Origin of the sequence: Promicromonospora kroppenstedtii DSM 19349 (genome assembly GCF_000515355.1) — a bacterium.
GTDB classification, from domain to species: Bacteria; Actinomycetota; Actinomycetes; order Actinomycetales; family Cellulomonadaceae; genus Promicromonospora; species Promicromonospora kroppenstedtii.
On the sequence record NZ_KI911686.1, the window covers coordinates 173,281 to 184,119 of the forward strand.

Genomic DNA, 10,839 nt, shown 5'->3' on the forward strand with positions numbered 1-10,839 from the left:
CAGCCGACCTCCTGGGCGTGCCGGCGCAGCCGCAGGTCCGGGTTGATGGGGCACGGGTGCCCCACGGAACGCATCATCGGCAGGTCGTTGAGCGAGTCGCCGTAGGCGTAGCTCTCGTCGAGGTCGATCTTCTCGGTCTCGGAGAGCTCGACGATGGCCTCGGCCTTGGCCTGGCCGTGCATGAGGTCGCCCACCAGCCGGCCGGTGTAGAAGCCGTCCTTGTGCTCGGCGACGGTGCCGAGCGCCCCTGTCGCGCCCAGCCGGCGAGCGATGAGCCGGGCGATCTCCACCGGCGTGGCGGTGATGAGCCACACCTGGTGGCCGGCCGCGATGTGCTCGTCGAGCAGCCTGCGGGTGCCGGGGTAGATCCGCAGCGAGAGGACGGCGTCCCACACCTCCTCGCCGAGGGTGGCGACCTCCGCGAGGCTGCGGCCGGCGATGAGGGAGAGCGCGCGGTCACGGACCACGTCGATCTCGTCCTTGTTCTCGCCGAACAGCAGGTAGCGGGCCTGGATCAGACCGAACCTGAGCAGGTCCCGCGTACCGAAGAACTTGCGCTGGTACGCCGACTTGGCCAGGTGGAAGGCGCTCGCACCGCGGATGATCGTGTTGTCGACGTCGAAGAACGCCGCGGTGGCGGACGAAGGGAGCGTCGACGGCATGGAGGTCACTCTATCGGCGTGCCACAGGACGCAAGTCCTCGCCGGGCACCCCGGTAGAAGCGCTGGTAGAACCAGGGAGTGACGCAGAACATCGGGGCCCCTGACGGGGCCGGGCTCGCGCGATTCCTGCACCTGCTGGTCGCGGTGCTCGCACTCGGCGGCTTCGGCATCGAGCTCGTCGTGGCCCTCACCGGGGGCGCCGGCCTGGTCCCCACGCACGCCGAGCGGATCGTCCGGCTGTTCAGCTACTTCACGATCCAGTCGAACCTGCTGATCGGCGGGGTGTCGCTCGCGCTCGCGCTCGACCCGCGACGCGACGGTCCGCTGTTCCGCGTGCTGCGGCTCGACGCCCTGCTGTGCATCACGGTCACCGGGATCGTCTACAACACGGTGCTGCGGGGGCTGGTGGAGCTCACGGGCGCCGGGATGGTGTCGAACGTGATGCTGCACGTGCTGGCGCCGGTGTTCGCCGTCGTCGCCTGGCTGCTGGTGGGGCCGCGGCCGCGCGTGAGCGCGCGGACGGTGTGGTGGTGCGTCGTCTACCCGATCGCGTGGCTGGTCTACACGTTCGTCCGCGGAGCCGTCACGGGCTGGTACCCGTATCCGTTCCTCGACGTGAACGTGCTCGGGTACGCCGGCGCCGTGACCAACTCCGCGGTCGTCGCCGTCGTGTTCCTCGTCCTGGCCTGGGGCGTGCGCTGGGCGGACGGGCGGCTGCCGGACACCGACCGTTCGGCGGCCCGCGTGTGACGTAACCTCGGGGGCGTGACCACCGCTGCCGAGACCCGGGTCGTCCTGTACACACGCGAGGCGTGCCACCTGTGCGAGGACGCACGTGCCGTCGTCGCGCAGGTGTGCGAGAGTTCGGGGGCCCGGTGGCGCGAGGTGGACATCGACAGCACGCCCGAGCTCCGGGACAGGTACGGGGAGTACGTGCCCGTGCTCGAGGTGGACGGGACACAGCAAGGTTTCTGGCGCGTGGACGGTGCGCGCCTTGCCCGCCTCCTGGCATGATCGTCCAGGCAGTGTGTGCGTACGCCCGCGACACAGTGGTCGCGGGGAGGGGAGCAGCACGTGGTCGAGCTCAGTGACGGGACAGTCCCCGCGGCAACCGTGGGGAGGCTGCCCTACTACCTGCGTGCCCTCCGGGACCTCGCGGCGGAGGGGGTGGACCTCACGTCCTCGACGGAGCTCGCCGAGCGGTCGGGCGTGAGCTCGGCGCAGCTGCGCAAGGACCTCTCGTACCTGGGCTCGTTCGGCACGCGCGGCGTCGGGTACGACGTCGAGTCGCTCGCCTCGTACATCACCGTCGCCCTGGGGCTCGAGACGGAGCACCGGCTGGCGATCGTCGGCATCGGCAACCTCGGTCACGCCCTGGCGAACTACTCCGGGTACGCGACCCGTGGCTTCCAGGTGGTGGCGCTGCTCGACGCCTCGCCCGAGGTGGTCGGCACGCACGTGGCCGGCGTGACCGTGGAGCACGTGCGCGAGGTGGCCGACGTCATCGAGCGCGAGCGCGTCTCGATGGTCGTGCTGGCTCTGCCCGGCCACGGTGCCCAGGACGTGGCCGACGCCGTGGTGGGCTCCGGCGTCCGGGAGATCCTGAACTTCGCGCCGGTGGCGCTCCAGGTGCCGGACGACGTGGTGGTCCGCTCGGTCGACGTCGGCGGCGAGCTGCAGATCCTGGCGTTCCACGCGGCCACCCGCGCCGCCGCCGTCTGACATCTTCCGGCAGTGGGTCGGAGACCGGTCCGCAGGGCCGCGGGCCGAGGACGCCCGGGTGAATTCCGGTCGTGCGGGGCGTGCCGGCGGGTCGCGGCTGCTAGGAATAGGGGCTGACCGGCTGATGTGCGGGCGCTGACGAACCGGGAGGTCGGCTTGGCCACCGAATGGCACCCGAGGATCGTGCGAAGGACGCTGTCCGGCGTCTCCGCGTCCAGGCTCTCCGCCGTAGGGGGCTGGTTGCTGGGCACCGGCGTCGGGAGCCTCGTGGTGGGCCTGGTGCTCCTGTGGGTCGCCGACGCGCCGGTCCTGGCTGCCCTCGTCGCTCTGCCCGGAGTGATCGGGTCAACGGTGGGACGCGTTCTGGACTCGATGTCCGGGACGCGGGCGGCCAGGGAGCACGCGGCCGGCTATGCCACGCTCGTCCAGGGAACGGGCCCGGTCGACGTCGAACACGTGGATCATCGGACGGGCCGGTTGGTCAGCTTCGCGGGCGAGGACCTGACCCGCGCGGACCGGCAGGCACGCGTCGCCGCGATCCGTGCCGACGCCCACCTCGGCGCGGGGCAGCCGGACCTCGTCCGGGCTGCGGGCGGCGGTGTCTCTTCGGACCACACGGACGAGGACCTCTTCGCGGGACGCCATCGTGCCTTCGTCACGCTGCCGTGGGGTCTCCGGAACGGCGTCACGTAGGGGACGGCCGTCGTCGGCCTGGCACCCGTCGGGTTCATCGTCTCCGGGATGCTCCATGCCGACCCGGCGACGCGGTCCGCGGCCCAGGTGGTCCTGACCGTCGTGGTGGCGTCGGGCGTCGGGCGTGGTCGCCGGCGTCGGGCTCGTCGTCGCCCTGCGGAGGGCGGACCGGTTCGCGCCGGATCCAGGGCCCGGCGGGAGCTCCTGGTCCCGGGGAGTGGTGCTCGGCCTGTGGTGCGGGGCGCTGGCCGTCGCGGTCGTCGTCGCGGTCCTGCTCGTCGTCGCGAACGCCGACATCGGGGGCGCCGCGAGCGTTGTCTCGGCGGACGGCCTGGACCTCGCGGCGATGTTGTCCGCCGTCTGGGCCCTCCCGTGGTTCGTGGCCTGGGTCGTGCTGGCGCTCCGGGTGCCTCCTGCTCCTGAAGGCAGTTCAGCAGGCCCCTGACGGCCGTCATCCGGGTGGATGTGGTCGTCCGGAGCCTGCTGAACCAGGATCAGGAGCGCCGCCTACCCGGCGACAGGGGGATGGCTCAGGCCTTGGCGATCGCGCTGACGTCCAGCGTGATCTTGACCTTGTCGCCCACCAGGAAGCCGCCGGTCTCCAGCGTGGCGTTCCACGTGAGGCCGAAGTCCTTGCGGTTGACCTCGAGGTTGGCCTCGAAGCCGGCGCGGTCGTTGCCGAACGGGTCCTTGGCGGTGCCGGTGAACTCGGTCTCGAGCTCGACGCCCTTGGTGATCCCGTTGATGGTCAGGTCGCCCAGGATGATGTAGTCGTCACCGTCGGCCTTGATGCTGGTCGAGGAGAAGGTCCAGGTCGGCTTCTCGTCGGCGTGCCAGAAGTCGGCGCTCTTCAGGTGGCCGTCACGACCGGCGTCGCCGGTGCTCACGGAGGCCGCGTCCAGCTCGGCGGTGACGCTCGACGACTCCAGGTCCTCGCCCACCGTGATGGTGCCCGAGGTGACCGCGATGCTGCCGCGCACCTTCGCGATGCCGGCGTGGCGGACGGAGAAGGAGGCAGCGGTGTGGGAGGGGTCGATGTCGTAGGTGCCGGCGGTGAGACCAGCGGGGAGCGGGGTGGCCATCAGGGGGACTCCTTGTGGGTGCGGCGGTTGAGGTAGATAGTTGAGGGATCAACTAGATCTGCTGCGTTCCAACATAACGGGTCCCGTAACGTATTCCTAGAGGGCGCTCGGAGCGTCGCAGATCACATCGGGGCCGGAGGGTGCCGGCACCGGGGCGCCGGGTCCCCCTCCTGGCAGCTCGGCGAGCACGAAGGCGGTGGGCGAAGTGGCAGCGGAGACGATCGAGGAGTCCGACCTCTGGCTGACGGAGGACCAGCAGGGCTCCTGGCGGCACTATCTCGAGGGCACCGCCCGGTTCGTGGAGGCGCTCGGCGCGGTGCACGACCGGTCCCTCGACCTCACTCTCGGCGAGTACAGCCTGCTGGTGCAGCTCTCGGAGGCGCCGGAGCGCACCATGCGGATGTCGACGCTCGCGGACGGCCTGGTGCTGTCGCGCAGCCGGCTCACGCACACGGTCGCCCGGATGGAGGCACGCGGTCTGGTGGCGCGGCAGGCAGCCGAGGGCGACCGGCGCGGGGTCAACTGCACCATGACCGACGCCGGTTACACTGCGCTCGAGGCCTCGGCACCCGGGCACGTCGCCGCGGTGCGCCGGATCATGGTGGACGCTCTGGACCCCGAGGAGTTCGCGGCGCTCGGCCGGATCATGGCCAAGGTCGCGGCGTCCTCCAAGGTCTCGGGCGGCACGGAGCAGGGCCTCACTGCCTTCTGCGACTGACCAGGTCCCGCGGCACGTGTCAGACGCCCAGGTCACCCGAGGGGGCTGTGCGTCTGACACGCGGGTGGTGGGGATGGGGTGGCCCTACTCCGTCAGGACGCGGCTGAACATCGGCCGGTACGCGAACCCGGCGAGCAGTCCGCCCAGGATCGGGAACACGATGAAGACCCAGAGCTGGCCCCACGCCCAGCCGCCGGCGTAGATCGCGGTCGCGAGGGACCGGGCGGGGTTCACCGAGGTGTTCGTGATCGGGATCGACACCAGGTGGATCAGGGTCAGTGACAGGCCGATCGCCAGCGGCGCGAAGCCGGGGGAGGCGATCCGCGCCGTCGCGCCGAGGATGACGAACAGGAAGACGGCGGTCAGGACGGTCTCGGTGAGGATCGCGGAACCGAGCCCGAACCCGTCCGGTGAGTGCTCGCCGAACCCGTTCGCCGCGAAGCCCGACTCGCGCGCGGCGTCGAAGTAGCCGTCGGGCCCACCCAGTGCGATCAGCGCGAGCACGCTGGATCCGAGCACACCGCCGATGACCTGCGCCACGACGTAGCCGCCCACGTCGCTCCACGAGAACCGGCCCGACGCCGCCAGGCCCAGCGTCACGGCCGGGTTGAAGTGTCCGCCCGAGATGGGGCCGAGCGCGAACGCGCCGACCACCACGGTGAGGCCGAAGGCCAGGGCGACGCCGAGGAAACCCACCCCCACGGTGTTGGTCTCGGCGTCGGGAAAGTTGGCGGCGAACACCGCGGTACCGCAACCACCCAGCACCAGCACGAAGGTGCCGAGCGCCTCGGCACCCAGGCGCGCATACATGGCAGGCGATGCTGTCTCACTCATGTGGAGCCCCCTTGCTTGCATCTGACGGTTTCGTGGCGAAACCTTTCCGCCGAATGTAGGTCGGCGACACCGGATCGGCGCGAGATGACGTAATGCACACTCGCCGGAGGTCACGGGCACCCAGGGTCGGATGGGAGACTGTGGGTCATGGTTTCCACGACGGTTCACCTGCTGCGTCACGGCGAGGTGTACAACCCCGACGGCCTGCTGTACGGGCGCCTGCCCGGATACCGGCTGTCCGACCGTGGCCAGGCGATGGCCAAGATCGTCGCCGACCACCTGACCAGCACCGGGCGGGACGTGACCCACGTGGTGGCGTCCCCGCTGCAGCGGGCGCAGGAGACTGCCGCCCCCGTCGCGCAGGGCTTCGGCCTGGAGCTCGCGACCGACGACCGCATCATCGAGGCCGACAACCGGTTCGAGGGCCTGGCCGTGTCCGGACCCGGCGGCGGTGCGCTGAAGAACCCCCGCAACTGGCCGCACATGTGGAACCCGTTCCGCCCGTCGTGGGGCGAGCCCTACACGGAGCAGGTCGAGCGCATGCGCCTCGCCGTGCAGGACGCCCGCCGCGCCGCGGAGGGCCACGAGATCGTGCTGGTCAGCCACCAGCTGCCGATCTGGCTCACCCGCCGGGCCCTGGAGGGCGGCACGCTCTGGCACGACCCGCGCAACCGGCAGTGCAACCTCGCGTCCCTGACGTCCCTGCACTTCGAGGACGACCGGTTCGTCGGCCTGCACTACACGGAGCCCGCCGCGGAGCTCTACGACGGCGCGAGCAAGGTCGCCGGCGCGTGATGCGAGGCAAGACCGTCAAGGCGGTCCAATGGGTAGTGGTCGTCGGCATCGTGCTCGGCCTCGTCGTCTCGCTCGCCGCGTGCAGCCCCGAGGACTCGGGCGCCGGCGACGTCGTCGGGCAGGGGTACGTCTCCGGTGACGGCTCCGTCCAGACGTACGACCTCGGCGAGCGCAAGGGTCCCGTCACCATCACGGGCACCGACTTCGAGGGCAACGACGTCGACACCTCCGGCTGGGCGGGCGACGTCGTGGTCGTCAACACCTGGTACGCCTCGTGCGCACCGTGCCGCGCGGAGGCCCCCGAGCTCGTGAGCCTCGCCGGGTCGAAGGACGGCGTGCAGTTCCTCGGCATCAACACCGAGGACGACGCCGGCGCCGCCCAGGCGTTCGAGCGCACCTTCGAGGTGCCGTACCCGAGCATCGAGGACCGCACCGGCAAGGTCATCGCGGGCCTGTCCGGCGTCGTGCCGCTGCAGGCCGTCCCGTCCACCGTGGTGCTCGACCAGGAGGGCGGCGTGGCCGCCCGGGTGATCGGCCAGGTCGAGGGATCCACCCTGGAAGCGCTCATCGACGAGGTCCTGGCGGAGGCCGCCTGATGCTCGCCGGCTCGATCGCGACCGCCGTCGGCGGCGGCTTCGCGAGCACCGCGTTCAGCGGGTCGCTGCTGCTGGCGGTGCCCGTGGCGCTGCTCGCAGGCCTCGTCTCCTTCGCCTCGCCGTGCGTGCTGCCGCTCGTGCCCGGGTACGTCGGGTACGTGAGCAGCATGGCCGCCGCGTCGGCCGGGACCACCCCCGGGATCGTGAGCACCCGCACCAAGCCCGCCCGCGGCCGCGTGGTCGGCGGGGTCGCCCTGTTCGTGCTGGGCTTCACCGTCGTGTTCGTCTCGTTCGGCGCCGCGTTCGGTGGCCTGGGCGCCTATCTGGTGCGCTGGGAGGACGTGATCATCCGTGTGCTCGGCGCCGTGGTGATCCTGCTCGGCCTCGGGTTCCTCGGGGCCGTCCCGTTCCTGCAGCGCGAGGCCCGGTTCCACCTGACGCCGCGCGCGGGCCTCTGGGGCGCGCCGCTGCTCGGCGTCGTCTTCGGGCTGGGCTGGACCCCCTGCATCGGACCGACCCTTGGCGCGGTGCAGGCGCTCGCGATCGACGAGGCGTCCGCGGGCCGCGGCGCACTGCTGGGCGTCGCCTACTGCATCGGTCTGGGTGTGCCGTTCCTGCTCGTGGCCCTCGGGCTGCAGAGCTCGGAGCGCATGCTGGACTTCCTGCGCAAGCACCGCCTGGCGGCGCTGCGCATCGGCGGCGGGATGCTGGTCCTGGTCGGGCTGCTGCTGGTCACCGGGCTGTGGACGCAGCTCACCGGGGCCATGCAGCTCTGGATCGGTGGATTCGAGACGGTGATCTGATGGCCGGCCGTACCCGCAGCAGCGACAGCAGGGAAGGCACGTACGTCCCCGAGGGCATCGCGGACGAGTTCACGCAGGGCGAGCCCGCGGAGGCGCCGTCGTCGGGCGAGAAGCCGCAGCGGCCCAACGCGCCCGCGCTTGGCCTGGTGGGCACGCTGCGCTGGATGTGGCGCCAGCTCACCTCGATGCGCGTGGCGCTCATGCTGCTCATGCTGCTCGCCGTGGCAGCCGTGCCCGGGTCGGTGCTGCCGCAGCGCAACCAGGACGCCGCCGGCGTCATCGAGTACCTCGCCGACCACCCGACCGCGGGGGAGTGGCTCGACCGGGCCGGCTTCTTCGACGTCTACTCGTCGGTCTGGTTCTCCGCGATCTACATCCTGCTGTTCGTCTCGCTCGTCGGCTGCATCCTGCCGCGGTCGGCGGCGCACTACCGCGCCCTGCGCGGCCGCCCGCCGCGCGTCCCGTCCCGGTTCAACCGGTTCCCGGCCAAGGCCACCGCGACCACGGACGCCACGCCCGAGGAGGCGGTGGACGCCGTCGCCGCCCGCCTGCGCGGCAGGCTCTCCTGGCTGCCCCTGTTCCGTGTGGACCGGGGTGAGGAGGCCGCGCGGGGCACGCGTCCCGCGGCAGCCACCGTGAGCGCCGAGCGAGGCTACCTGCGCGAGACCGGCAACCTCGTCTTCCACCTGGCCCTGGTGGGCCTGCTCGTGTCCGTCGCGACCGGCCAGATGCTGCACTACCGCGGCCAGGCCATCGTCACCGAGGGCCGCGGCTTCGCCAACGCGGTGGTGGACTACGACACCTTCGAGAAGGGCTCGTGGTTCCGCCCCGAGTCCCTGGTGCCGTTCTCCATGACGCTCGACGAGTTCGAGTCCGAGTTCGCGAGCGACACCGTCGCCTTCGCCCAGGCCCGCGACTTCACGGCGCACGTGACCGTCGCCGAGCCGTCGGGCGCGGAGCGGAGCGAGCAGATCAAGGTGAACCACCCGATCGTCGTCGACGGCGCCAAGATCTACCTCCAGGGCAACGGCTTCGCGCCCGAGATCACTGTGCACGACGCCGACGGCGCGGTCGCCTTCTCCGGGCGGGTCACCTTCATCCCCGAGGACACGATGTACACGTCCCGCGGCGTCGTGAAGGTGCCGGACGTGTCGTCCGGGCTGGACCAGATCGGGCTCGTGGGCTACTTCCTGCCCACGGCCGAGGTGAACGAGGACGGGTCCGCCCGCTCGGCGTTCCCGCAGCCCGTGGACCCGCTGCTCGTGCTCGAGGTGTACACGGGCGACCTCGGCCTCGACGACGGCTCGCCCCAGAACGTGTACGAGCTGGACACGGCGAACCTCACGGCCGCCGTCGACGACCAGGGGCAGCGCATCAAGGTGCTCGCGCGCCCCGGCGAGACCGTCGAGCTCCCGGACGGGCTCGGCACCCTGACCCTGGGTGAGGAGCTGCCGCGCTACGTCGCCCTCGACCTGCGGCACGACCCCTCGCTCGCGTTCGTGCTGGTCTTCGCGCTCCTCGCGCTCGGGGGGCTCACCGTCTCGCTCTTCACGCCGCGCCGCCGCGTCTGGGCCCGGGCGTACACCGGTCCGGACGGCGCTACGGTGGTCGAGGTCGCGGGACTCGCCCGGGGCGACGACGCCGGCCTCCAGACCGAGGTCGACCGGGCGCTGGCGGCCGTCACCGGGACCGAGCCCGGGGCCACTCGTCGAGAACCTCAGCAACCGCGCATCGCGACCAGATCGGAAAAGGACTGAACATGGAGCTGGCAAACCTCAGCGTGCTGCTGGTCTGGGGGGCGGCGACCGCGCTCGCCATCGGATTCATCGCGTTCGCGGTGGACCTGTCGCGCCTGTCCGGCGCCAAGGTGGATGCGCGGGACGCGGCCCGCAGCCGGGCGAAGGTCGCCGTGGGCGCGGGCGTGGCGGACGCGCCCGTCGACGCCCCGGTGGACGACGCTGGCCCGGCCGCGCCGGTCAGCCGCAAGCTCGCCGGGATCGGGATGTCCGTGACCTGGCTGGCGGCGGCGCTGCTGCTGATCGCCATCGTGCTGCGTGGCATCGCGGCCGGCCGCACACCGTGGGCCAACATGTACGAGTTCGCGTTGGTCGGCACCTTCGTGGCCGTCGCCGTGTTCGTCGGCGTGAACACGCGCCGCGACGTGCGGTTCCTCGGTGCGTTCGTGGCCGGTCTGGGCGTGCTGTTCCTGGTGCTGGCCCAGGAGAAGTTCTTCGTCGCGGCGATGGGCGTGCAGCCCGCGCTGCAGAAGTACTGGCTCGTGCTCCACGTGGGCGTCGCCATCGTGGCGACCGGCATCTTCACCGTCGCGTTCGTGACGTCGGTGCTGCAGCTCCTGCGCGACGCCCGCGACAACGGCTCGGCGATGCTCGGCAGCCGGCGCTGGGGCTGGCTCGACCACACCGCGACGCCGGGCGCTCTGGAGTCGCTCTCGTTCCGCCTGAACTCGGTCGCGTTCGTGCTGTGGACCTTCACGCTCATCGGTGGCGCCATCTGGGCCGAGGACGCCTGGGGCCGCTACTGGGGCTGGGACCCCAAGGAGGTCTGGAGCTTCATCGTGTGGGTGGTCTACGCGGCCTACCTGCACGCGCGCACCACGCGCGGCTGGTCCGGGAGCCGGGCCGCCTGGTTCGTCGTGGCGGGCTACGCGTGCGTGCTGTTCAACTTCACCGGCGTGAACCTGATCTTCAACGGGAAGCACTCGTACTCGGGCCTGTGACGGTCCGCTGACCCGGAGCCGCTGACGCAAGAGGGTCCGCCCCGAGAATCTCTTCTCGGGGCGGACCCTCTTGCGTCGTCTGCGGCCGGAGCCGGTCAGCTGGACTCGGTGTCGTCGTCCTTGGCCTCCTGGCGGCCGCGGGCCTCACGCTCGCGCTTGCGCTTCTCCTGCTCCAGCAGCCACAGGAACTCCGGGTC

General features: G+C 71.5%; 14 protein-coding genes. 11 read left to right on the forward strand and 3 right to left on the reverse strand.

From position 1 onward, the window contains the following. A partial coding sequence (locus PROKR_RS15410; RefSeq protein ID WP_036964503.1) for an HAD family hydrolase occupies positions 1–662 on the reverse strand: 662 nt, incomplete at its 3' end. 78 nt (positions 663–740) lie between these two features. Here PROKR_RS15410 and PROKR_RS15415 point away from each other — a divergent pair. From PROKR_RS15415 to PROKR_RS15435, 5 genes are all read left to right on the forward strand, one after another. Beyond that, complete coding sequence (locus tag PROKR_RS15415; protein ID WP_036964504.1) at positions 741–1,412, forward strand: Pr6Pr family membrane protein; 672 nt, start codon at positions 741–743, stop codon at positions 1,410–1,412. A gap of 15 nt (positions 1,413–1,427) precedes the next feature. Continuing rightward, the gene (locus PROKR_RS15420) at positions 1,428–1,676 is read left to right on the forward strand and encodes a glutaredoxin family protein (protein ID WP_036964505.1); all 249 of its coding nucleotides are present in this window, start codon (positions 1,428–1,430) and stop codon (positions 1,674–1,676) included. Positions 1,677–1,736: 60 nt separating this feature from the next. Next, a complete protein-coding gene (locus PROKR_RS15425) occupies positions 1,737–2,384 on the forward strand; it encodes a redox-sensing transcriptional repressor Rex (RefSeq protein WP_036964506.1) in 648 nt (215 codons plus the stop codon). 183 nt (positions 2,385–2,567) lie between these two features. Next, positions 2,568–3,077 carry a hypothetical protein gene (locus PROKR_RS15430; RefSeq protein ID WP_157602127.1) on the forward strand — a complete coding sequence of 170 codons (510 nt, stop codon included), beginning with the start codon at positions 2,568–2,570 and terminating at the stop codon, positions 3,075–3,077. 124 nt (positions 3,078–3,201) lie between these two features. Next, a complete protein-coding gene (locus PROKR_RS15435) occupies positions 3,202–3,522 on the forward strand; it encodes a hypothetical protein (RefSeq protein WP_036964508.1) in 321 nt (106 codons plus the stop codon). An 85-nt stretch (positions 3,523–3,607) separates the two neighbouring features. Here PROKR_RS15435 and PROKR_RS15440 read toward each other — a convergent pair whose 3' ends face one another. Next, positions 3,608–4,159: a YceI family protein gene (locus PROKR_RS15440; RefSeq protein ID WP_020016010.1), complete on the reverse strand. Its 552-nt coding sequence runs from the start codon at positions 4,157–4,159 to the stop codon at positions 3,608–3,610. A gap of 205 nt (positions 4,160–4,364) precedes the next feature. Between PROKR_RS15440 and PROKR_RS15445 the strand changes: the two genes are divergently transcribed. Further along, on the forward strand, positions 4,365–4,877 hold the full coding sequence (locus PROKR_RS15445; protein ID WP_036964509.1) for a MarR family winged helix-turn-helix transcriptional regulator: 513 nt from the start codon (positions 4,365–4,367) through the stop codon (positions 4,875–4,877). Between the two features lie 84 nt (positions 4,878–4,961). Here PROKR_RS15445 and aqpZ read toward each other — a convergent pair whose 3' ends face one another. Continuing rightward, positions 4,962–5,711: an aquaporin Z gene (aqpZ, locus tag PROKR_RS15450; RefSeq protein ID WP_198012512.1), complete on the reverse strand. Its 750-nt coding sequence runs from the start codon at positions 5,709–5,711 to the stop codon at positions 4,962–4,964. 147 nt (positions 5,712–5,858) lie between these two features. Between aqpZ and PROKR_RS15455 the strand changes: the two genes are divergently transcribed. Genes PROKR_RS15455 through ccsB form a run of 5 tightly spaced genes read left to right on the forward strand, consistent with a single transcriptional unit; the run spans position 5,859 to position 10,642 of the window. Next, complete coding sequence (locus PROKR_RS15455; protein WP_036964510.1) at positions 5,859–6,506, forward strand: histidine phosphatase family protein; 648 nt, start codon at positions 5,859–5,861, stop codon at positions 6,504–6,506. Then, positions 6,506–7,102, forward strand: coding sequence for a TlpA family protein disulfide reductase (locus PROKR_RS15460; RefSeq protein ID WP_036964511.1), 597 nt, complete (start codon positions 6,506–6,508; stop codon positions 7,100–7,102). Before PROKR_RS15455 ends, PROKR_RS15460 begins: the two co-directional genes overlap by 1 nt. Continuing rightward, the gene (locus PROKR_RS15465; protein WP_020016015.1) at positions 7,102–7,905 is read left to right on the forward strand and encodes a cytochrome c biogenesis CcdA family protein; all 804 of its coding nucleotides are present in this window, start codon (positions 7,102–7,104) and stop codon (positions 7,903–7,905) included. The genes PROKR_RS15460 and PROKR_RS15465 overlap by 1 nt, the downstream gene beginning before the upstream one ends. Next, positions 7,905–9,662 (forward strand): cytochrome c biogenesis protein ResB, encoded by a 1,758-nt coding sequence (gene resB / locus PROKR_RS15470; RefSeq protein ID WP_036964512.1) that lies wholly within the window; start codon positions 7,905–7,907, stop codon positions 9,660–9,662. Before PROKR_RS15465 ends, resB begins: the two co-directional genes overlap by 1 nt. A 2-nt stretch (positions 9,663–9,664) precedes the next feature. Continuing rightward, on the forward strand, positions 9,665–10,642 hold the full coding sequence (gene ccsB, locus PROKR_RS15475) for a c-type cytochrome biogenesis protein CcsB (RefSeq protein WP_036964513.1): 978 nt from the start codon (positions 9,665–9,667) through the stop codon (positions 10,640–10,642). Positions 10,643–10,839 lie beyond the last annotated feature (197 nt).